Origin of the sequence: Pseudomonas sp. FEN (assembly GCF_904067045.1) — a bacterium.
In the GTDB taxonomy this organism is placed as follows: domain Bacteria; phylum Pseudomonadota; class Gammaproteobacteria; order Pseudomonadales; family Pseudomonadaceae; genus Aquipseudomonas.
In genome coordinates this window covers 110,453-132,551 of the sequence record NZ_CAJFDC010000016.1, presented here as the reverse complement: position 1 = coordinate 132,551, position 22,099 = coordinate 110,453, and the positions used below count along the sequence as shown (strand labels likewise).

Sequence of the window (22,099 nt, the reverse complement as noted above, 5' to 3'; positions counted from 1 at the left end):
TCTGCTTGGTTACAGGCCGGAAAGGCCGAGGGCGGGATCGATTCCATCGAGTGCATCGGCCAGAGCCTTGGCCTTGTCGCTGATTTGTTGGCGCCGCGCGGCAGCGACGGTGTCGTAGCTGACATAACCTTCGGCAGCGCGCAGGCCGTTGAACTGGGCGTCGAGAGCCGCGGCGGCGCTGTCGATTTTCATCAGCAGGTCGCCGGACGACCTGGCAAGCAGGGGGCGCAACAGCTCGATCACCTTGCGCACGGCTTGCAGATTGGCGGCGAAGCCGCCCAGGTCGACGTGGCTGTAGCGTTCTTCCTCGCCACTGCCGGCACGAGGATCGGCCATGCCGTGCAGGTTGCGGATGACGCCGCTGACCAGTTGTTCCGGTGACAGCGACTGGGCCAGCAGTTGCTGCTTGAGGCTGGCGACATCGGCTTGCAGGTGCTGGGCAACTGGCACCAGGCCGTCGAGGTCGCGCTGCTGGAACAGGCCATATTCGAGGCGGTGGAAGCCGCCGAAGCCCGGGTCCTGTTCGCGTTGTTCGTAATAGTCGGCGCGGGCGTTGATCGCGTTGTCCAACTCGGCGAAACGCTGCGCGGCCGGAGCCAGGCGCTGATAAGCGGCACGGGCCGGCGCATAGAGGGCCTGGGCCTGGCTCAGGTCGCCGGCGGCGATGGCCTGTTCCAGCGCATCGACCGCCTCGATCAGTGCGCTGCCCTGGCGACTCAAGTACACCCGGAACTCCGACAGTGGGCCGATGAAGGCCGTCATCGACGGGCGTGCCTTGGCCGCGGCCGTGGAAGCCGCCGTAGGCGTCACGTGCAGGGTGCCACGCGGATTGCTCAACAGCCCGCAGGTAATGCTGTAGTCACCGGGCATCAGGTTGGCATTGATCACCTGGCTCAGGCCCGGGGCGATATTCTCGCGTTCCTCGACCACCAGTACGCCATCGAGGATTTCCCACTCGACCGCGCGTTGCGAACCATTGAGGATGCGGAAGCTGTTCTGCCCGGCCGGCACCGTCAGGGCGTTCGGCTCACAGCCGTGGGCCTGGATGGTCACGGTGATTTCGTTGTGAAGGGCCTGACGTTTGCTCGCGGCCAATTGCGAGGCGTAATAGAACAGTCCACCGGCCGCGATCATCACGATCACCGAGCCGGCTACCGCCCAGCGCAGGGCCTGGGGCGGTTTGCCAGTTGCAGGGTTGGACATGGGTAACCTTACTGATTGGGAACTGAAGAGGTGTGCTTGGGCGCGGGGGGCGCGACCGGGATGAAGAACAGCAGCAGGGTGAACGCCAGGTAGAGCAGGTAGGCGCCCAGAACGCTGACCGTTGGCGCGTCCTGGTAACCGAACATACCGGCCAGTACCGAGCCCGCCGGGCCGTCCATCGGCAGCATGGCGCTGATGTCGAAGACCACGCTCTGCAGGTGGTTCCACAGGCCGGCCTCATGCAGGGCTTGCACCGAGTTGGCGAGGATGCCGGCGGCGACCACCAGGATGAACAGACCGGTCCAGCGGAAGAACCGGCCCAGGTTCAAGCGCATGCTGCCGCTGTAGATGGCGAAACCGGCGAAGATCGCCAGGGCCAGGCCGAGCAGGGCGCCGACGGGCGCACCCGGCCCTTCGCTCTGTTGGAACACCGCCAGCAGGAAGAACACGGTTTCCAGGCCTTCGCGAGCCACGGCGAAGAACACCATGGCGATCAACGCCCAGACCTGGTGCCTGGAACCGGCGAGCGCCTGGTCGAGGGATTCATGCAATGTGTGCTTGATGGAGCGGGCGACCTTGCGCATCCAGAACACCATCGAACTGAGGATGCCGACGGCGACCAGTCCGACAATGCCTTCGAAGAGTTCCTGCTGCTTTTGCGGGAATTCGGCACTCATCAGCTCCAGGCCTCCACCGACCAGCAGGGCGAGGGCGGCGGCGAGGAACACGCCGATCCACACGGCGGGCATCCACTGGCCGCGTCCGGTCTGCTTGAGGTAGCTGGCGATGATGCCAACGATAAGCGCGGCTTCAATGCCTTCGCGCAGCATGATCAGGAAGGGAACCAGCATTCGGTGACGCACCCATGTTAGAGAGGATGCTAATTTGTAACATAATGATACTCATTACTAAACAGGTTTGATTGCTAATTGCTGAACGGTGGCTGAATGAGCGGGGCAGAGGAGGGAATACTGTGTTTGCAGCCAGCAATTGCCGTGCGGCGAAGGTGCCCTATGTCGGGGCAGGAATCGACGCGATCCGGCGGGCTTGTCTGCGAAAGCGATTTCATGGCGCCGAAATCTATGCTGGAAGGCCGCTTGCAGCGGTTCGCGAGCAAGCCCTGCTCCTACAGGCTGATGTCGGACACAAGATTCGTATTCGACGTCGCACTGTAGGAGCAGGGCCTGCCCGCGAAGCTTTTGACGTCCTCAAGAGCGCCTGCACAGGCGGAATCAGTTATTGAAATTGCAGGCGTCCGACAGTTTGAGATAGCTGATCTCCTCGGGCTTGCCGGCGGTATCGATGAACTTCATGTCGGCCGTGATGACTTTGCATTCCTGGCTCGGTGGCTCGGTCATCGAGATGACCTTGGCGACGTGCAAGGGCATGCCGTAATGATAAGGCACGGCTTGGGTGGTGCCGGTGTTGTCGGCCTGGGCCAGGCCGGCAAAGGCCGAGAGAGCGAGGGCACCCGTCACCAGCAGGGTACGTAGCTTCATGGTGTTTCTCCGAAGCAGACTTGAGGTTCCATCCAGCGCCATGCTGGCGTTGGACGTGCCGCGGAGGGCGTCAGGGGAAATCTGCGCGAACGCGGTCGATTTCACTTTCCGTGTGCAGGATTAATCCTGAATTAAGTGTAGGACTTTTATTAGCTTGCTAATGGAATAGCTGGAAAACTGCCCCGAAACCACCCACCCCCGCACCCCTTTGGGGCCTTCACACCCATTCCTGCGTAGCCTTCCGTAGCACCCGGCGGTGCTATCTCTGGCGACATCGAACGCTCGAAAAAATCTATCCCATTGATTTTAAATAAATTTCAAACGCGGGAGCCATCGAGCCGAATTCGATGGCATACTTTCTGCTGTCTATTCCGTTGTTACATACCAAGTTCCGCTATAGCGGAATACACATCATCGGAGTGCAACGTCATGCAGCGTGGACTTTCCTTGTTTAAAGCCTGTGTCTTTCTCCTTGCGGCTTCGGCGGCAGTCGCTGCGCAAGCAGCCGACAGCAAGCTCGATAGCGTGCTCAAGCGCGGTCACCTGATCGTCGGCACTGGCAGCACCAACGCGCCGTGGCACTTCCAGGGCGCGGACGGCAAGTTGCAGGGGTTCGATATCGATATCGGCGGCATGATCGCCAAGGGCCTGTTCAACGACCCGAGCAAGGTCGAGTACGTGGTGCAGTCTTCCGATGCGCGGATTCCCAACCTGCTGACCGACAAGGTCGACATCAGCTGCCAGTTCATCACCGTCACCGCCAGCCGCGCCCAGCAAGTCGCCTTCACCCTGCCGTACTACCGCGAGGGCGTCGCGTTGCTGTTGCCGGCCAATAGCAAATACAAGGAAATCGACAGCCTGCGCGCCGCCGGTGACGGCGTCACCGTCGCCGTGCTGCAGAACGTCTATGCCGAGGAACTGGTGCACCAGGCGCTGCCCAAGGCCAAGGTCGATCAATACGATAGCGTCGACCTGATGTACCAGGCGATGAGCACCGGCCGCGCCGATGCCGCCGCCACTGATCAGTCTTCGGTCAAGTACCTGATGGTGCAGAAACCCGGCATGTACCGCAGCCCGGCCTTTGCCTGGAGCCCGCAGACCTATGCCTGCGCGGTCAAGCGCGGCGACCAGGACTGGCTGAACTTCGTCAACACCACGCTGCATGAAGCCATGACCGGTGTCGAGTTCCCAACCTACGCGGCGTCCTTCAAGAAATGGTTCGGTGTCGATCTTCCTTCGCCAGAAATCGGTTTCCCTGTCGAATTCAAGTGATCCGTTAAGGGCGGGGCGTCGACTACGGCGCCCCGTCGAAGGTACCGCGAACCATGAACTATCAGTTGAACTTTGCCGCCGTCTGGCGCGATTTCGACACCTTGCTGGCGGGACTCGGCCTGGGCCTGGAACTTGCCCTGGTGTCGATCGCCATCGGCTGTGTGATCGGCCTGATGATGGCGTTTGCCTTGCTCAGCAAGCATCGCGCATTGCGGGCGTTGGCCTCGGTGTATGTGACGGTGATCCGCAACACGCCGATCCTGGTGTTGATCCTGTTGATCTACTTTGCCATGCCGGGCTTGGGGATCCGGCTGGACAAGATTCCCTCGTTTATTGTCACGCTGTCGCTGTACGCCGGGGCGTATCTGACCGAGGTGTTCCGTGCCGGCCTGCTGAGCATTCCCAAGGGCCTGCGCGAAGCCGGGTTGGCCATCGGCCTCGGTGAATGGCAGGTGCGCGCCTATGTCACGGTGCCGGTGATGCTGCGCAACGTGCTGCCGGCGTTGTCGAACAATTTCATTTCCCTGTTCAAGGACACCTCGCTGGCGGCGGCCATCGCCGTGCCGGAGCTGACCTATCACGCCCGCAAGATCAACGTTGAAAGCTATCGGGTGATCGAAACCTGGATGGTCACCACGGCGCTCTATGTGGCCGCCTGTTACCTCATTGCCCTGATGCTGCGTCACCTCGAGCAGCGTCTGGCGATTCGCCGATAGGAGGCACTCATGTACGAAGCGCAAAGTTGGTGGCATGAGTTGTGGATCGCCCGGGAAACCCTCTGGGCGGGCTTCCAGACCAGCGTCGCCTGTTCGGCCCTGGCGATTGTCTGCGGCACCCTGATCGGCATTGTCGCCGGATTGGTGCTGACTTACGGCAAGTTCTGGATGCGCGCGCCGTTTCGCCTGTATGTCGACCTGATCCGCGGCACGCCGGTCTTCGTCCTGGTACTGGCCTGCTTCTACATGGCTCCGGCCCTGGGTTGGCAGATCAGCGCCTTCCAGGCTGGCGTCCTGGGCTTGACGCTGTTCTGTGGCTCCCATGTGGCGGAGATCGTGCGTGGCGCGCTGCAAGCCATCCCCCGTGGCCAGATGGAGGCCAGCAAGGCCATCGGCCTGACCTTCCACCAGGCCCTCGGTTACGTGCTGCTGCCCCAGGCGCTGCGGCAGATCCTGCCGACCTGGGTCAATTCGTCCACCGAGATCGTCAAGGCTTCGACCCTGCTTTCGGTGATCGGGGTCGCCGAGCTGCTGCTCAGCACCCAGCAGGTGATCGCCCGGACGTTCATGACCCTGGAGTTCTACCTGTTCGCCGGTTTCCTGTTCTTCATCATCAACTACTCGATCGAGTTGCTCGGTCGGCATATCGAAAAGCGGGTGGCCTTGCCATGACGACTGATTCCCAAGCGCTGCTCAGCATTCGCGGGCTGCACAAACAATACGGCAAGCTCGAAGTGCTCAAGGGCGTCGATCTGGACATGCAGCGCGGCAACGTGGTCACGCTGATCGGCTCCAGCGGCTCGGGCAAGACCACGCTGCTGCGCTGCGTGAACCTGCTGGAAGAGTTCCAGGGCGGGCAGATCACCCTGGACGGCGAGTCCATCGGCTACCGCGAAGTGAACGGCAAGCGCGTGCGTCATCCGGAAAAAGTCATCGCCCAGCATCGGGCCATGACCGGCATGGCGTTCCAGCAGTTCAACCTGTTTCCGCACCTCACGGCCCTGCAGAACGTCACCCTGGGTCTGCTCAAGGTCAAGAAACTGCCCAAGGACCAGGCCGTGGCACTGGCGGAGAAATGGCTGGAGCGGGTCGGCCTGCTGGAGCGGCGCAATCACTTTCCCGGGCAGTTGTCCGGCGGCCAGCAGCAACGGGTCGCGATTGCCCGGGCCATTGCGATGAACCCGAGCCTGATGCTGTTCGACGAAGTGACCTCGGCCCTCGACCCGGAGCTGGTGGGGGAAGTGCTGGCGGTGATCAAGGGCCTGGCCGAAGAGGGCATGACCATGTTGCTGGTCACCCACGAGATGCGCTTTGCCTTTGAAGTCTCGGACAAGATCGTGTTCATGAACCAGGGGCGTATCGAAGAACAGGGACCACCCAAAGAACTGTTCGAGCGTCCGCAGTCGCCGCGTCTGGCGGAATTTCTCAAGAACACCCGTTTTTAATTTTCATTCAAGGAGAACAGTATGAGCATTACTCGTTATGGCACCGGCAGTACCGCGGGTGGCGGTCAGCCGCGTCCTTTCGCCCGCGCCGTCGAAGCCGATGGTTGGTTGCATGTGTCCGGCCAGGTGCCGGCGCTGAATGGCGAGATCATCGTTGGCGGCATTGTCGAGCAGACGCACCAGACCATGAAGAACCTGATCGCGATTCTCGAAGAGGCCGGTTATGGCCTGGAGGATGTGGTGCGCGCTGGTGTCTGGCTGGAAGACCCGCGGGATTTCTGGAGTTTCAACAAGGTGTTTTCCGAGTACTTCGCGCCCGAGCACGCACCGGCGCGGGCCTGCGTGCAGGCGAACATGATGGTTGACTGCAAGGTCGAGATCGATTGCATCGCGTACAAGAAGAAGTGATGAAACCCTGATGGCCTGTTCGCGGCGGTGCGGCGATCCGACAAGCTCCGCTCCCACCGTGTCGGTGTCGAACCGGACAGTGTGATCAGCACAAAACCTGTGGGAGCGGAGCTTGTCGGGACGCCGCACCGCCGCGAAAGCGATCTAACAGTCGCCGCAGGACTCTGGGTACACTCCCCGGCAATTTTTCCAATGGGATGGCACTGACAATGACCGAAGACACCATCAAGCGTCGGGCAAAAGGACTGGACCGGGCGTTCGATATCCTCGATTACCTCAAGGAAGTCGGCCAGCCGCTGCGTCCCAACGATATCGCCAGCGGGATCGGCAGCCCGAAATCGACGGTCTACGAGCTGGTGGCGTCCTTGCTCGAGCGGCGCATTCTCGAGTCGGTCGGCAAGGAAGGCCATGTCTACCTGGGCCGTCAGCTGTATTTTCTCGGCCAGGCGCACCTGCGTCACTTCGACCTGAGCCGCGAAGCCGACCACGCCTTGCAGGAGATCGTCAGCCAGACCCGGGAAACCGCGCAGATGTGCCTGCTCAACGGGCGCAAGTACACCGTGGCGCTGATGAAGGAAGGGGAGCGGCATTTCCGGATTTCCTCGGACATCGGTGAAAACGCGCCGATTCCCTGGACGGCTTCCGGTCGCCTGTTGTTGGCGCATCTGAGCGACCAGGCAATCATCGATCTGATCGACCCCGATGACTTCATCCTGCCGGACGGTCAGCGCCTGCCGTTGGCGGTCTTCCTCAAGGAAATTCGCCAGGCCGGGCTCGACGGGTTCTTTTCCTTCGACAGCGTCGCCGACACCTTTACCCATTGTTTCGCCGCGCCGGTCAAGGACGAGCGTGGCATCTGTATCGCCACCTTGTGCATTGTCGCCCCACGGGCCGATGCCAAGAGCAACTACAACGACTATCGCCGGGTCCTGATCGAGAGCGCGAACAACCTGGCCCGTCGCATCAACGACTAGCGCGGCTGCCAAGGGCGCCGCCGATAAGGAGTTTGAAATGTCTACTGCCGTGAACTTCGCCGCCGTGGAAAAAGGCGCCGCCAGCGTCGGCGCGCAACTGGTGAGCGACGTCAGCTTGCCGGCCCTGGTGCTCCACCGTGACGCCCTGGAGCACAATATCCGTTGGATGCAGGACTTCGTCAGCCGTAGCGGCGCCGAACTGGCGCCTCATGGCAAGACCAGCATGGTCCCGGCGCTGTTTCGTCGGCAGCTGGCCGCCGGGGCTTGGGGGATGACCCTGGCGACCGCCGTGCAGACCCGGGCTGCCTACGCGGCGGGTGCGCGTCGGGTACTGATGGCCAACCAACTGGTGGGCGCGCCGAACATGGCGCTGATCGCCGGGTTGCTGGCCGATCCGCGGTTCGAGTTTCACTGCATGGTCGATCACCCGGACAACGTCGCGGCCCTGGGGGCCTTTTTCGCCGAGCGCGGCCTGCGTTTGAACGTGATGATCGAGTATGGCGTGGTCGGCGGGCGTTGCGGTTGCCGCAGCGAGCGGGAAGTGCTGGACCTGGCCCGGGCGATCAAGGCCCAGCCGGCGCTGGCGCTGACGGGTATTGAAGGTTATGAAGGGGTGATTCACGGCGACCAGGCCGAGAGCGGGATACGTGCCTTTGCTGGCTCGCTGGTGCGACTGGCGGTGGAGCTGCACAACAGTGGCGCCTTTGACATCGGCAAGCCGATCATTACCGCCTCGGGCTCGGCCTGGTACGACCTGATTGCCGAAGAGTTCGAGGCCCAGGATGCCGACGGGCGCTTTCTCAGTGTGTTGCGCCCGGGCAGTTATGTCGCCCACGACCATGGCATCTACAAGGACGCGCAGTGCTGTGTGCTGCATCGCCGGGGTGACCTCGGCGAAGGCTTGCGTCCGGCGCTGGAGGTCTGGGCCCATGTGCAGTCGATGCCGGAGCTAGGGTTCGCGGTGATCGCCCTGGGCAAGCGCGACGTGGCCTTCGATGCGGGGCTGCCGGTACCATTGCGGCGCTACAAGGCCGGGGTCATGCCGGCGGTGGGCGAGGATATCGGTGCTTGCAAGGTGACGGCGGTAATGGACCAGCATGCATTCATGACCCTGGCGCCGGGCTGCGAGCTGCGGGTCGGGGATATCGTGGCGTTTGGTACCTCGCATCCGTGCCTGACCTTCGACAAATGGCGGGTCGGCTGCATTGTTGATGAGCAGATGAGGGTGATCGAGACCTTCGAGACCTGTTTCTAAGCGGATACCGCTTTCGCGGGCAAGCCCCGCTCCTACAGGTTCAGGCCGTACCCGAGATTCAGGTACGACCCGGTCCTTGTAGGAGCAAGCTTGCTCGCGATGGCGTCCTGACAGACACCACGAGACTCTCTGAATGAACCCCCGGAACCTGCCCCCACCACGCATCGCCCTGATCGGCGAATGCATGATCGAACTGCAACAACACGCCGACGGCAGCCTGCACCAGAGCTTTGGTGGCGACACCCTGAACACTGCCGTCTACCTGTCCCGCGAACTGGGCGAGCGAGCCTCGGTGGACTATGTCACCGCCCTGGGCGATGACAGCTTCAGCGACGGCATGTGCCGGATCTGGCGCGAGGAGGGCATCGGCCTGGAGCTGGTCCAGCGCCTGCCGGGGCGTTTGCCCGGCTTGTACTGCATCCAGACCGACGCCAAGGGCGAGCGCCGCTTCCTCTACTGGCGCAACGAAGCGGCCGTGCGCGACTGCTTTACCGCACCCACCGCGGCCCCGGTGCTGGCCGCCCTGCCGGACTACGACGTGTTGTATTTCAGTGGTATCACCTTGGCGGTGCTCGGTGAAAGCGGGCGCGAGAAGCTGATCGGTGTGCTTGAACTGGCCCGCCAGGGCGACACCCGGGTGGTGTTCGACAATAACTACCGAGCGCGTCTGTGGACCGATGTCGAGCAGGCGCGGATCGCTTATCGGTCGGTGTTACCCTATGTCGACACAGCTCTTTTGACCCTGGAAGATGAACAGGCGCTGTTTGATTATGCCGATAGCGAGGCGCTGTTCAGCGCCTACGAGAACATCGGCACGCCGGAAGTGGTCGTCAAGCGCGGCGCCGAAAGTTGCTTGATTCGCTGCGCGGGCGAGGCGTTCGAGGTGCCGGCGCGCAAGGTCGAGACGGTGGTGGATACCACGGCGGCGGGGGACTCGTTCAGTGCCGCGTATCTGGCCAGCCGCTTGACCGGCGGCGATCCGCGGCAGGCCGCCCTGGCCGGGCATGCGCTGGCGAGTCGAGTGATTCAGGTGCGTGGGGCCTTGATTCCGCGCAGTTGACGGTCCAAGCCTGAACCTGTGGCGAGCGGGCTTGCCCGCGCTCGGCTGCGAAGCAGTCGCTAAATCAGCTACTTCGTTTCACCTGAGACACCGCGGTCACCGATTTGAGGGCCGCTTCGCGCCCCGGAGCAGCGTCCCGACAAGCCCGCTCGCCACAAGTGATAGCGGCCTCAATCGCGGTAAAAAACCTGCACCAGGTGATAACCGAACTTGCTCTTGATCGGCCCGTGCACGGTGCGCAGCGGCTTCTTGAAAATCACCTGGTCGATGGCACCGACCATCTGCCCCGGGCGAACCTCCCCCAGGTCGCCGCCGCGCTTGCCGGACGGGCAGGTGGAAAATTTCTTGGCCAACACATCGAAAGCTTCACCCTTGGCGATGCGTTGCTTGAGTTGTTCGGCTTCCTCGGCGGTCTTGACCAGGATGTGGCGGGCTTGGGCTTTCATCAATTCGTTACCTTGGAGCGTTGGCGCATGTGACGGGCGCGGCATTATGCCTGAAGGTCAAGGCGCCTGCCCGATCATGTCGCGTACCCGGTTCGCCAGGGCGTCGAGGGTAAAGGGCTTGGTGATCAGGTCCATGCCCGGCTCCAGGAAACCCTGGCGTTCGGCGGCCTTCTCGGCATAACCGGTCATGAACAACACCCTGAGTCCCGGACGATGCTGCCGGGCGACTTCGGCCAGTTGCCGGCCATTCATCCCCGGCAGGCCGACATCGGTGACCAGCAGGTCGATCCGCAGGCTCGACTCCAACAACGGCAGGGCCGTCCGTGCATCCGCCGCCGGGTGCACGGTATAACCCAGTTCGTCGAGGACGTTGAGCACCAGCATGCGTACCGCCGGGTCATCCTCCACCACCATCACTGACTCGTCGATGGCCGCCAGCGGCGACTCCGCGGGTTGCCGGGAGGGTCGCGGCGCTTCGGCTTGCGGCGCGTGATAGCGCGGCAGGTACAAGCGTACACAGGTGCCTCGACCCGGTTCGCTTTCCAGGGTGACATGTCCGCCGGACTGCTGGACAAAGCCGTAGATCATCGACAAGCCGAGGCCGGTGCCCTGGCCGATGGGCTTGGTGGTGAAGAACGGGTCGAAGGCCTTGGCCAGGATCAACGGGCTCATGCCGGTACCGTTGTCGCTGACGCCGATCATCACATAGTCGCCGGCCTTGACCGGCTCCAGGGTGCGGAGGTCGCCGCCGTCGAGGTAGCAATTGGCGGTTTCGATGCGCAGTTCGCCGCCGTCGGACATGGCGTCGCGGGCGTTGATCACCAGGTTGAGCAGCGCGCTTTCCAGTTGCCCGGTGTCGCTGTTGACCGGCCACACGTCCCGGCCCAACTCGACCTTCAGGCTGATATGAGCACCGGTGGTGCGGCTGAACAGATCTTCCAGCGACTGCACCAACTGGTTGGGGTCGATACGCTTGCGGTCCAGCGATTGTCGCCGGGAAAACGCCAGCAGGCGGTGGGTGAGGGCCGCGGCCCGCTGCGCCGAAGTCACGGCGGCGTCGGCAAAACGACCGATTTCGTCGCTGCGTCCGGCGGCAATATAACGTTGCATCAGGTCCAGGCTGCCGATGATGCCGGTTAGCATGTTATTGAAATCATGGGCAATGCCGCCGGTCAGTTGTCCCACGGCTTCCATTTTCTGCGCATGGCGCAGGGCTTCTTCGGCGCGTTCGCGTTCGACCATCTCGTTCTGCAGGCGCTGATTGGCCTCGGCCAGCGCCCGGGTCCGCTGGGCGACACGCTCCTCCAGGGTCTCGTTGAGATTGCGCAGGGCCTCTTCGGTGCGTTTGTGTTCGGTGATATCCAGGGCCGCGCCGACAAAGCGCCGCGCCCGGCCATCGGGCCCGAGGTGGCAGCGGCCACGAGCGAAAACCCAACGCACCTGGCCGTCGGCCTGCAATACCCGGTATTCTTCGGCGTGCTCGGTGTGTTGCTCCAGGCACTGCTTGATACCTTGGGCCACCAGGGCACGGTCTTCGGGGTACACGCTGTCCAGGTAGACGCTGATGGGGGTCTGGCTGGCCCGCGCCGGGTCGACACCGTGCAATTGGGCGAAGTGGGCGTCGGCGACAAACAGGTCCTGGTCGATGTCCCAGTCCCAGGTGCCCAGTCGGGTGGCGGTGTTTCCGCCGAGAGATCCATTCATAAACCTGCCTTGAAGGTGAAGCTTTGAGTTGCGCCGCAGCTTATTATCCCGACAAGCTGTAGAAATTCGACACATTGATATGACACAAGCTTAATCGCTCAACCTCTTTTTGACTGTATTGCGGACACCTTTGCCATGGATATCCACGCGTTGCTGAAAACCCTGGCGGCCCAGGACGGTTCGGACCTGTACCTGTCCACCGGTGCGCCGCCCTGCGCCAAATTCAATGGCGTGCTCAAGCCGTTGGGCGGTGAGTCGCTGAAGCTCGGAGAGGTGGCAGCCATTGCCGAAGGTATCATGGACTCCGAACAACGCCTGCAGTTCGAACGGGAACTGGAAATGAACCTGGCGTTGTCCTTGCCCGGTGTCGGGCGGTTCCGCATCAATATCTTCAAGCAACGCAACGAAGTATCCATCGTGGCGCGCAATATCAAGTTGGAAATCCCTCGTTTCGAAGACCTCAAGCTGCCGCCGATCCTGCTCGAAACCATCATGGAAAAGCGTGGCCTGGTGCTGTTCGTCGGCGCCACCGGTTCAGGCAAGTCGACTTCGCTGGCGGCGCTGATCGACTACCGCAACCGCCATAGCAGCGGCCATATCATCACGATCGAAGACCCGGTGGAGTATATCCACCGGCACAAGAAGTCGATCATCAACCAGCGTGAAGTCGGGGTCGACACCCGCAGTTTCCACGCGGCGCTGAAAAATACCCTGCGCCAGGCGCCGGACGTGATCCTGATCGGTGAGATCCGTGACCGCGAAACCATGGAGCACGCCCTGGCGTTCGCCGATACCGGGCACCTGGCGATCTCTACCTTGCACGCCAACAATGCCAACCAGGCGCTGGACCGTATCATCAACTTCTTCCCGGAAGACCGCCGGCCGCAGTTGCTCAACGACCTGGGCAACAACCTCAAAGCGTTCGTTTCACAGCGCCTGGTCAATACCCTGGATGGCAAGCGCCGGGCAGCGGTGGAGGTGATGCTGGGCACGCCGACGGTACGTGACTTTATCAAGCGCAATGAGTTTTCCGAGCTCAAGGGCATCATGGAAAAGTCCGAGCTCATCGGCATGCGCACCTTCGATACGGCCCTGTTCGAACTGGTGGTGGAGGGCGCGATCGACGAAGAAGAGGCGCTGAAGAACGCCGACTCGGTGAATAACCTGCGCCTGCGCCTGAAGCTGCACCAGGATACCGCCGCCCTTAGCGTGCAAAAGACGCCTCCCGCGCCGCCGATCGCGGCGAAGGAGTTGGACGCCAAGGATTGGGGCTTGGTGGACGACGGCAACTCACCGCAAGGCTGATCCGACGTCGACCGGCCTTGCGCGCGGTGCAAGGCCGGAGCGCTCCCCGCGCCAACCGTTTGCCGTCGAGAGCGGTGCCGGCGGCGTCACTCCCCGCGGTGTCAATGTCGACGTTCGAAGGCGGCCACGCGGCTTCGTGCTCACGACACCTGATGGCGATAGGGCAGGTCCGGCCCGGTCCGGCCGCAGGTAATCGCGGCGGCGCTGACGGCGAAGTCGAGCATCGCCTCGATCTGCGCCTTGTCCAGGCGTTGCAGTCCCGCCACCGAGTCCAGTTGCTGTTCGCTCAACCAGGCGATCAACGCGGCCTGGAAGGTATCGCCGGCACCGACGGTATCGGCGGTGACGACTTCGCGGGCCGGCACCGACCAGTGGCCATGTTGGCGGCTATAGACGCTGGCACCCTGGGTGCCACGGGTCAGGAACACCAGTTGGCAGCGTTGGGCCAGCCATTCCTGCGCGATGCTCTGGGGATCGCGGCCAGGGTAGAGCAGGCCCAGGTCCTCATCGCTGACCTTGATCATGTCGGCATGTTTGGCCAGGGCCGCAATGCGTTGGCGCCATAATTCGATGTTGGGCTCCGGGTTGAGCCGCACATTGGGGTCGAGCGTGATCAGCCGCCGGCCGCTTTCCCGTCGCACCAGGGTCAGCAGGGTGTCGGCAATCGGCTGCACCACCAGCGAGAACGAGCCGATATGCAGGCCGCGGACCTCGTCGCCGAGTTTGGGCAGATGGCCCGCCAGCAACTGGCGGTCGGCGCAGCCTTCACCGCGAAAACTGTAATGGGGCGAGCCATCGGCGCCCACGGCGACCATCGCCAGGGTGGTGGGCGCATCGAAGTCCAGCAGGTAATCCATACGAACACCTTCTTCCTGCAGGACCCGCCGCAAACGACGCCCGAGATAGTCGGTGGACAGCCCGGCAAACAGCGCCGTGTCGATACCCAGGCGACTCAGGCCGACTGCGACGTTGAACGGCGAACCCCCGGCAATCGCCTTGAAATTCACCGTCGAAGTTTGCCCACTTGCATCATCACTAAAAAAATCGAACAGCGCCTCACCACAGACCAGATACATGTGAACTCACTCTTGAAGGGCTGCTACCTGTTGACGGTAGCGTTGATAAACGGGTTGGTAGGCGGCGACGTTGGCCGCCAGCGGCCGGGTTTCGCTCGCCGCATCCAGGCTGACGCAACGTTCGCACAAGTCGGCCAGACTTTGCGTTCCGGCGGACTCGCACCAGGCGGCCTGGATCGCGGCGCCGAGGGCCGCGGCTTCGCTTTGCCGGGTGCAGACCACCGGGGTGTCCATGATATCGGCGACCATCTGCCGCCATATCGGGCTTTTCGAACCGCCCCCGGTCAAGCGGATGGCGTGGCTCCGCAGACCGGCCGCGCGCAGCAGGTCGAGGCCATAGCGCAAGCCGAAGGTGGTGCCCTCGACCGCGGCACGGCACAGGTTGGCCTGGGTCAGATTGGTCAGGGTCAGGCCCGACAGACTGCCAGTGGTCTGGGGCAGGGCGGGCACCCGTTCGCCGTTGAGAAAGGGCAGCATGCTGACCCCGTCGGCACCGATCGGCGCTTGTTCGACCCGGGCGTTGAAGTCATCGAGCCCGAGATCGAACAGCTCGCGCACCGCACCGGTGGCGTTGGTCAGGTTCATCGTGCAGATCAGCGGCAGCCAACCGCCGCTGGAAGAGCAAAAAGCCGCGACCGAGGCATGCGGGCTGAGCAGTGGCTGGTCGGCATAGGCATAGACCGTACCGGACGAACCCAGGCTCATGGTGATGATCCCGGCCTGGATATTGCCGGTGCCGATGGCGCCCATCATGTTGTCGCCGCCACCACTGGAAACCAGGGCGTTCGGGTTTATGCCCAGCAACCCGGCGATCTCGGGAAGCACCCGGCCCACCGGCTGGTGGGCTTCGATCAGCTCCGGCAAGGCGGCTTGCAGACGCCCGCTGGGATCGATATCGCGTAGCAGTTGCAGGTCCCAGCAGCGCTGGCGCACATCGAAATAGCCGCTGCCGGAGGCATCGCCATATTCCGCGCGGCTACGACCGGTCAGCCAGTAGTTGAGGTAGTCGTGGGGCAGCAGGATATGCGCGATACGAGCGAACAGTTCGGGGTGCTGCTCCCGGGTCCACAGCAACTTGGACACCGTATAACCGGGCGCGATCACCAGGCCGAGGCGTTCGAGCGAACCCGGTTCGCCTCCCAGGTGTTCCAGCAGGCGCTGGTTTTGCGGGGTGGTTTCGGTATCGCACCAGAGCTTCGCCGGGCGCAGGACTTCGCCCCGTTCATCGAGCAGGACCAGGCCATGCTGCTGGCCGGAGACGCCGATGGCGAGGATTGCCTGGCCGTCGACAGCCGCCGCCGCCAGCGCTTGTCGGGTGGACTGGACGGCGGCGTCCAGCCATTGGCTGGTGTCCTGCTCGCGACGACCGTTGGCGCCGCTGATCATCGTATGCGCCGCCGCGCCCTGGCCCAGGACCCGCCCGCTGACGCTGTCGAGGACGATGGCCTTGGTGCCCTGGGTGCCGCAGTCGATACCGAGATAGAGTTTCTGATTCATGACGGTGCCCGTAGTTGGAACTGGATCACTGCATCATTGTGGGAGCGGAGCTTGCCCGCGAAGCTTTTGGCGGTCTTACGGACGCCTTCGCGAGCAAGCTCCGCTCCCACAGGTTCATGTTTCGCGCTATATCAGCGTGTAGCCGGGAGCTTGGCCAACAAATGTTCCAGCGTCTTGCTCACGCCCAGATCCCGCAAACTGTTGAAGCAGCGTTCGAATGTGGCGACAAACTCGGTCGAACGGGGAATCGCACTGCCGAAGATCTCTTCCACCGCCAGCAGCCGTTGCACGATCAGCTTATCATCGGCCACCAGCGCCTGGCAGAACTCGGCCCGTGGGTCTGGAATGCTGTAGGTCGTGCCATTCTCATCGACCCCCTTGAGGTACAGCGCCCAGGCCGCCACCACCAGCGCCGCGCGCTCGGTCTCGCGACCGTCGGCGATCAGCCGGTTGAGGGTCGGGATGGTGAACTTGGGAAACTTCGACGAACCATCGGAACACACCCGCTCCAACTGGTCGGCAATCGCCTGGTTGGAGAAACGCTGGACCAGGGTGTCCTTGTACACGGCCAGGTCGATTCCTGGCACTGGCGCCAGCTGTGGCGTGACGTCCAGGTCCATGTAGGCGCGCATGTACTTGACGAACAGCGGATCGTTCATGGTTTCGTGGACGAACCGATAACCCTTGAGAAAACCCAGATAGGTCAGGGCCAGGTGGCTGCCGTTGAGCAGCTTGATCTTCATTTCTTCATAGGGCGTGACGTCGTCGGTGAACTGCACGCCGACCTTTTCCCAGGCCGGACGGCCATTGACGAATTTGTCTTCCAGCACCCATTGCACGAACGGCTCGCAGACCACCGGCCAGGCATCGTCGACGCCGTGTTCGTCGTGCAGTTGCAGGCGATGGGCGGTGCTGGTCATCGGCGTGATGCGATCAACCATGGCATTGGGGAAACTCACCTGGGTGGCGATCCACTCATGCAGGTCGGGGTCGCGCAAGGCGGCGAAGGCCAGTAGCGCCTTGCGGGTCACCGCGCCGTTGTGGGGCAGGTTGTCGCAGGACATCAGGGTAAACGCCGGGATGCCAGCGGCCCGACGCTTGGCCAGGGCGGTGCAGAGAAAGCCGAAGACGGTCCGCGGTGCCTCGGGGTGGGCGAGGTCGTGCTGGATCTGCGGCAGGTGCGTCATGAACTCGCCGGTACTGTCGTCGATGCAGTAGCCACCTTCGGTGATGGTCAGCGAGACGATGCGAATCGCTGGCGAGGCGAGCTTGTCGATCAGCGCCTGGCGGTCGTCCTCGGCCAGCAGCATATCGTCGATGGCGCCGATCACCCGGACTTCGGTGTCGTCGCCATCGCCCAGCTCGTACAAGGTGAACAGATAGTCCTGCTCGGCCAGGTCGTCGCGGGCGCGGCGGTCCTCGCTGCGCAGGCCGACTCCGCAAATGGCCCAGTCGAGGCCTTCGCCGGTGTTCATCAGGGCGTCGGTGTAGTACGCCTGGTGGGCACGGTGGAAGCCGCCGACGCCGATATGGGCGATGCCCTGGCGGATGTCGGCGAGGTTGTAGAGCGGCAGGCGGACTTCGGGCGCCAGCCGATGAAGATTCTGTTTATTCAGTTTCATTGCAAGGGCTCTCGGCAATCAGGCGGCGGCGCGCAGCGGACGGGCAACCGCCACACCGTTGGCATCGAATAAGTGGCAGTGGCTGCTGTCCAGGTGCAGGTTGAGGGTTTCACCGTACTGGCTGGCCATATCCCCGCGGATGCGCATGGTCAAGGCTTCGCCGGAGGCGGTGCGCACGTGGCAGAAGGTGTCGCTGCCCAGGCGTTCGCCGACGTCGGCGGTGACCTGCAAGGTGCAGTCGCCGGGCTTGGCCAGTTCCAGGTGTTCCGGGCGAATACCCAGGGTTACCGGGCTGCCGACGCTGAGCCCGGCGTCGCTCAGCGGCAGGCTGATACGCGTGCCGGCCTCGAGTTCAAGCTCACAGCCCCGGCCGTCGAGGCGGCTGACCTTGCCCTTGAGAAAACCCATTTTCGGCGTGCCGAGGAAACCGGCGACGAACAGGTTGGCCGGTGCATGGTAGAGCTCCAGGGGCGAGCCGACCTGCTCGACGCGACCGCCGTTGAGCACCACCACCTTGTCGGCCAGGGTCATGGCTTCGACCTGGTCGTGGGTCACGTAGATCATGGTGGCCTGCAACTCCTTGTGCAGGCGCGCCAGTTCCAGGCGCATCTGCACCCGCAGGGCGGCATCGAGGTTGGACAGCGGTTCGTCGAACAGGAAAATTTTCGGCTGGCGCACGATGGCCCGGCCGATGGCGACCCGTTGGCGCTGGCCGCCGGAGAGTTGTTTGGGCTTGCGCTCCAGCAGCGGGCCGAGTTCGAGGATCCGCGCGGCTTCATTGACCTTGCGTTCCACCTCGGTCTTGGCCACGCCGGCCAGGTCGAGGGCAAAGGACATGTTTTTGCGCACGCTCATGTGCGGGTACAGGGCGTAGGTCTGGAAGACCATGGCCAGGTCGCGTTTGGCCGGGCTGACTTCGGTGATATCGCGACCGTCCAGCTCGATGGTGCCGGAGGTGACTTCCTCCAGGCCCGCGATCAGCCGCAACAGGGTCGATTTACCGCAACCGGACGGGCCGACGAAGACCACGAACTCGCGGTCGTTCACTTGCAGGTCGATACCCTTGATGATGGACAGGCCTTCGAAGCCTTTTTGCAGATTCTTGATTTTCAGGTTGGCCATGGTGAGGCTCCTTTTGAGTATTTATTTCACGGCGCCGAAGGACAGACCGCGGACCAACTGCTTCTGGCTGATCCAGCCGAAGATCAGGATCGGCGCACAGGCCAGGGTCGAGACGGCCGACAACTTGGCCCAGAACAGGCCCTCGGGGCTTGAGTAGGAAGCGATCAACGCGGTCAACGGCGCGGCCTGCGAAGAGGTCAGGTTCAGCGACCAGAACGCCTCGTTCCAGCACAGGATCAGCGACAGCAACAGCGTCGAGGCCAACCCGCCCTTGCTGATCGGCAGCAGCACCCGGACCATCTCCTGCCACAGGGTCGCGCCGTCGAGACGGGCGGCCTCGAGGATGTCCTTGGGGATGTCCTTGAAGTAGGTGTAAATCATCCAGACCACGATCGGCAGGTTGATCAGGGTGTAGATCACGATCAGCGCCAGGCGGGTGTCCAGCAGACCGAAGGACTTGGCCAGCAGGTAGATCGGCATCAGCACCCCCACTGGCGGCAACATCTTGGTGGAGAGCATCCACAACAAAGTGCGCTTGGTCCGCTGGGTTTCATAGAACGCCATGGAATAGGCCGCCGGTACCGCGATCAGCATGCACAGCAAGGTCGCGCTGAAGGAGATCACCACCGAGTTCCAGGCGAAGTGGAAGTAGTCGCTGCGCTCCTGGATATGCAGGTAGTTTTCCAGCGTCGGATGGAAGAAAAACTGTGGTGGCGTGGCGAACGCGTCGATCTCGGTCTTGAAGCTGGTCAGCACCATCCAGAAGATCGGGAAGAAGATCAGGATCGCGATGGCCCAGGCCAGGAGGCCGAGCAGAACGCTTTGCAGGCGCCGGGATTGTTTGAGTGTGAGGGTCATGGCGCGGGCCTCAAGGCTTGTCTGTCAGGTTTTTGCCGATCATCCGCACCAGGATGATCGCGGCGATATTGGCAATGATCACCGCGATCAGGCCGCCGGCCGATGCCATGCCGACATCGAACTGCACCAGGGCCTGGTTGTAGATCAGGTAGGCCAGGTTGGTCGAGGCGTAGCCCGGACCGCCATTGGTGGTGGTGAAGATTTCCGCGAACACCGAGAGCAGGAAAATGGTCTCGATCATCACCACCACGGCGATCGGCCGGGCCAGGTGCGGCAGGGTCAGGTGCCAGAAGATCGCCAGCGGACCGGCACCGTCCAGGCGCGCCGCTTCTTTCTGTTCCTGGTCGAGGGACTGCATGGCGGTCATCAGGATCAGGATGGCGAAGGGCAGCCACTGCCAGGAGACGATGATGATGATCGACAGCAGCGGGTAGTGGGCCAGCCAGTCCACCGGCTGCGCGCCGAACACTCGCCAGAGGGCGGCGAGAATCCCCGAGACCGGGTGGAATATCAGGTTTTTCCAGATCAGCGCGCCGACGGTGGGCATGATGAAGAAGGGGGAGATCAACAGGACCCGGACGATGCCGCGCCCGAAGAACTCACTGGCTTCCAGCAGCGCGGAGATCAGCACGCCGAACACCACGCTGATCAGCAATACGCTGCCCACCAGCAGCAGGGTGTTGCTGGCGCCGGGGAGAAAACCCGAGTCGGTCAGGAAGTAGGTGTAGTTTTCCAGGCCGACGAACTGGTTTTCGCCCGGGTAGAGCAGGTTGTAGCGGATCAGCGAAAAGTAGATGGTCATGCCCAGGGGCACGATCATCCACAGCAGCAACAGGCCGACCGAGGGGGAGACCAGAAACCAGCCGGGGTTGCGCAGACGGCTTCTGCGCAGCGGCTGGGGTATATCCATATGGACTTTGGCAGCGGAGGTATTCATGGTGTTCAAAACCGATTAAGTGCAAGGAGCGGGCAATCTCAGTCCTTCGGGAGGCGAGCTTGCGTGGGAGCGGAGCTTGTGGGACGCCGCACCGCCGCGAAGCTTTTAGCGATCTTGAGGCCGCCTTCGCGAGCAAGCTCTGCTCCTACAGGGACAGTGTGTTGTCCCCGAACCGAGTTACTTGGGGTAGCCCGCGCGTTTCATTTCCCGTTCGGTGAAGGTCTGGGCGTCGGCCAAGGCCTTGTCGACCGTGGTCTGGCCGGTCAGCGCGGCGGAAAACTGCTTGCCGACCTGGGTACCGATGGCCTGGAACTCGGGAATGGTCACCAGTTGGATCCCCACATAAGGCACGGGCTTGGCGCTCGGGTCTTTCGGGTTGGCGGTCTTGAGCGATTCCAGGGTGATCTTGGCGAACGGCGCGGCCTGCATGTAGGCCTCGCTGTAGGTCGAGGCGCGCGTACCTGGTGGCACGTTGGCAATGCCGTCTTCCTTGGCCACCAGGGCCCCGTATTCCTTGGAAGTGGCCCAGCTGCTGAAGACTTTCGCCGCGTCCTTGGCCTTGGAACTGGTCGGGATCGCCAGCGCCCAGGAGTAGAGCCAGGCCGAGCCTTTCTCGGTGACCTGGTGCGGCGCATAGGTAAAGCCGACGTGGTCGCTGACCTTGCTCTGGGTCTTGTCGGTGACGAAGGAGCCGGCCACGCTGGCATCGACCCACATCGCGCATTTGCCGCTGTTGAACAGCGCCAGGTTTTCGTTGAAGCCGTTACTCGAGGCGCCCGGCGGGCCGGCCTTTTTCATGGTGTCGACGTAGAAATTCAGGGCGTTCTTCCATTCTGGAGTGTTGAATTGTGGCTGCCATTTTTCATCGAACCAGCGCGCGCCGTAGGCATTGGCCACGGTGGTGATCAGGGCCATGTTCTCGCCCCAGCCGGCTTTGCCGCGCAGGCAGATACCGTATTGCTCCTTGTCGGGATGGTTGAGCTTGGCGGCGAACTCGCCGATCTGCTCCCAGGTCGGACGCTCGGGCATGGTCAGACCGGCCTCCTTGAACAGGTCGGTGCGGTAGTAGGTCATGGAGCTTTCGGCGTAGAACGGCAGGGCGAACAGGGTGCCTTTGACGGAAAGGCCGTCACGCACCGATGGGAACACATCATCGATATCGTAGGCGGCGGGCAGGTTGTTCATCGGCTCCAGCCAGCCCTTGGCGCCCCAGAGTGCGGCTTCGTACATGCCGATGGTCAGTACGTCGAACTGGCCGCCCTGGGTGGCGATGTCGGTGGTCAGGCGTTGGCGCAGGACGTTTTCTTCCAGCACCACCCAGTTGAGCTTGATGTCCGGATGCTCGGCCTCGAAGGTTTTCGACAGCTTCTGCATGCGGATCATGTCGCTGTTGTTGACGGTGGCGATGGTCAGGGTCTGGGCTGCAAGGCTGACACCACTGAGGGTGAGGCCGGTGGTGACGAGCAGTGCGGTGGCAATGGCTTTCATCGAACACTCCTCTTCTGGCGCACGGAGGCGCTTGAAGGTCAGTTTATTGTTGTTGTGTCTTCCGGTGCCCAGGAAGAATCTGGCACTGATTACAGCCCTCAAACGCGGTCCTGACAAATCCTTGACGACACTTCAATCGGTACTTTTTTGCACTGAGGCAGAATGTCGCAGGTCGACGAAATGGCTGAACGAGATAGGGGGATGTGGATTTG

General features: G+C 62.6%; 20 protein-coding genes and 1 pseudogene. 9 read left to right on the top strand and 12 right to left on the bottom strand.

The genetic code is table 11. The features are described 5' to 3' along the window. Positions 1 to 9: 9 nt before the first annotated feature. The 3 genes from efeO to PFEN_RS19460 form a co-directional block, all read right to left on the bottom strand. Complete coding sequence (efeO, locus tag PFEN_RS19470) at positions 10 to 1,203, bottom strand: iron uptake system protein EfeO (RefSeq protein ID WP_191488434.1); 1,194 nt, start codon at positions 1,201 to 1,203, stop codon at positions 10 to 12. A gap of 8 nt (positions 1,204 to 1,211) precedes the next feature. Beyond that, on the bottom strand, positions 1,212 to 2,054 hold the full coding sequence (efeU, locus tag PFEN_RS19465) for an iron uptake transporter permease EfeU (protein WP_191488433.1): 843 nt from the start codon (positions 2,052 to 2,054) through the stop codon (positions 1,212 to 1,214). A gap of 381 nt (positions 2,055 to 2,435) precedes the next feature. Next, positions 2,436 to 2,702 carry a DUF2790 domain-containing protein gene (locus PFEN_RS19460; protein WP_191488432.1) on the bottom strand — a complete coding sequence of 89 codons (267 nt, stop codon included), beginning with the start codon at positions 2,700 to 2,702 and terminating at the stop codon, positions 2,436 to 2,438. 429 nt (positions 2,703 to 3,131) lie between these two features. Here PFEN_RS19460 and PFEN_RS19455 point away from each other — a divergent pair, with 429 nt between their 5' ends. The 8 genes from PFEN_RS19455 to PFEN_RS19420 all read left to right on the top strand — a co-directional run bounded on the left by PFEN_RS19455 (position 3,132) and on the right by PFEN_RS19420 (position 9,832). Beyond that, positions 3,132 to 3,974 (top strand): transporter substrate-binding domain-containing protein, encoded by an 843-nt coding sequence (locus tag PFEN_RS19455; RefSeq protein WP_191488431.1) that lies wholly within the window; start codon positions 3,132 to 3,134, stop codon positions 3,972 to 3,974. A gap of 53 nt (positions 3,975 to 4,027) precedes the next feature. Next, positions 4,028 to 4,690 (top strand): amino acid ABC transporter permease, encoded by a 663-nt coding sequence (locus tag PFEN_RS19450; RefSeq protein WP_191488430.1) that lies wholly within the window; start codon positions 4,028 to 4,030, stop codon positions 4,688 to 4,690. A gap of 9 nt (positions 4,691 to 4,699) precedes the next feature. After that, positions 4,700 to 5,362, top strand: a complete 663-nt coding sequence (locus PFEN_RS19445) for an amino acid ABC transporter permease (RefSeq protein WP_191488429.1) — start codon at positions 4,700 to 4,702, stop codon at positions 5,360 to 5,362. Continuing rightward, positions 5,359 to 6,135, top strand: coding sequence for an amino acid ABC transporter ATP-binding protein (locus tag PFEN_RS19440; protein ID WP_191488428.1), 777 nt, complete (start codon positions 5,359 to 5,361; stop codon positions 6,133 to 6,135). The genes PFEN_RS19445 and PFEN_RS19440 overlap by 4 nt, the downstream gene beginning before the upstream one ends. A gap of 21 nt (positions 6,136 to 6,156) precedes the next feature. Then, positions 6,157 to 6,543, top strand: a complete 387-nt coding sequence (locus tag PFEN_RS19435) for a RidA family protein (RefSeq protein WP_191488427.1) — start codon at positions 6,157 to 6,159, stop codon at positions 6,541 to 6,543. A gap of 209 nt (positions 6,544 to 6,752) precedes the next feature. Continuing rightward, entirely contained in the window at positions 6,753 to 7,517 is a 765-nt protein-coding gene (locus PFEN_RS19430; protein WP_191488426.1) for an IclR family transcriptional regulator, read from the top strand. A 37-nt stretch (positions 7,518 to 7,554) separates the two neighbouring features. Beyond that, positions 7,555 to 8,772, top strand: coding sequence for an amino acid deaminase (locus PFEN_RS19425; RefSeq protein WP_191488425.1), 1,218 nt, complete (start codon positions 7,555 to 7,557; stop codon positions 8,770 to 8,772). A gap of 133 nt (positions 8,773 to 8,905) precedes the next feature. After that, the gene (locus PFEN_RS19420) at positions 8,906 to 9,832 is read left to right on the top strand and encodes a sugar kinase (protein ID WP_191488424.1); all 927 of its coding nucleotides are present in this window, start codon (positions 8,906 to 8,908) and stop codon (positions 9,830 to 9,832) included. Between the two features lie 170 nt (positions 9,833 to 10,002). Here PFEN_RS19420 and PFEN_RS19415 read toward each other — a convergent pair whose 3' ends face one another. Both PFEN_RS19415 and PFEN_RS19410 read right to left on the bottom strand, forming a co-directional pair. Continuing rightward, on the bottom strand, positions 10,003 to 10,278 hold the full coding sequence (locus PFEN_RS19415; RefSeq protein WP_008369722.1) for a peptidylprolyl isomerase: 276 nt from the start codon (positions 10,276 to 10,278) through the stop codon (positions 10,003 to 10,005). 57 nt (positions 10,279 to 10,335) lie between these two features. Further along, positions 10,336 to 11,946, bottom strand: a pseudogene (locus tag PFEN_RS19410) (ATP-binding protein); the annotation flags it as partial. Positions 11,947 to 12,117: 171 nt separating this feature from the next. Between PFEN_RS19410 and PFEN_RS19405 the strand changes: the two are divergent. Beyond that, on the top strand, positions 12,118 to 13,287 hold the full coding sequence (locus tag PFEN_RS19405; protein ID WP_191488423.1) for a PilT/PilU family type 4a pilus ATPase: 1,170 nt from the start codon (positions 12,118 to 12,120) through the stop codon (positions 13,285 to 13,287). A gap of 140 nt (positions 13,288 to 13,427) precedes the next feature. On the opposite strand, the gene PFEN_RS19400 is transcribed toward PFEN_RS19405, so the two are convergent. The 7 genes from PFEN_RS19400 to PFEN_RS19370 all read right to left on the bottom strand — a co-directional run bounded on the left by PFEN_RS19400 (position 13,428) and on the right by PFEN_RS19370 (position 21,887). Continuing rightward, a complete protein-coding gene (locus PFEN_RS19400) occupies positions 13,428 to 14,363 on the bottom strand; it encodes a carbohydrate kinase family protein (protein WP_191488422.1) in 936 nt (311 codons plus the stop codon). A gap of 6 nt (positions 14,364 to 14,369) precedes the next feature. Then, positions 14,370 to 15,860 (bottom strand): xylulokinase, encoded by a 1,491-nt coding sequence (xylB, locus tag PFEN_RS19395; protein ID WP_191488421.1) that lies wholly within the window; start codon positions 15,858 to 15,860, stop codon positions 14,370 to 14,372. Positions 15,861 to 15,991: 131 nt separating this feature from the next. After that, positions 15,992 to 17,482, bottom strand: a complete 1,491-nt coding sequence (locus PFEN_RS19390) for a mannitol dehydrogenase family protein (RefSeq protein ID WP_191488420.1) — start codon at positions 17,480 to 17,482, stop codon at positions 15,992 to 15,994. 18 nt (positions 17,483 to 17,500) lie between these two features. Beyond that, positions 17,501 to 18,604, bottom strand: coding sequence for an ABC transporter ATP-binding protein (locus PFEN_RS19385; protein ID WP_191488419.1), 1,104 nt, complete (start codon positions 18,602 to 18,604; stop codon positions 17,501 to 17,503). Between the two features lie 21 nt (positions 18,605 to 18,625). Next, positions 18,626 to 19,462 (bottom strand): carbohydrate ABC transporter permease, encoded by an 837-nt coding sequence (locus PFEN_RS19380; RefSeq protein WP_191488418.1) that lies wholly within the window; start codon positions 19,460 to 19,462, stop codon positions 18,626 to 18,628. A gap of 10 nt (positions 19,463 to 19,472) precedes the next feature. Then, positions 19,473 to 20,399, bottom strand: coding sequence for a carbohydrate ABC transporter permease (locus PFEN_RS19375; RefSeq protein WP_191488417.1), 927 nt, complete (start codon positions 20,397 to 20,399; stop codon positions 19,473 to 19,475). A gap of 177 nt (positions 20,400 to 20,576) precedes the next feature. Further along, positions 20,577 to 21,887 carry an ABC transporter substrate-binding protein gene (locus PFEN_RS19370; RefSeq protein WP_191488416.1) on the bottom strand — a complete coding sequence of 437 codons (1,311 nt, stop codon included), beginning with the start codon at positions 21,885 to 21,887 and terminating at the stop codon, positions 20,577 to 20,579. Positions 21,888 to 22,099: the final 212 nt, after the last annotated feature.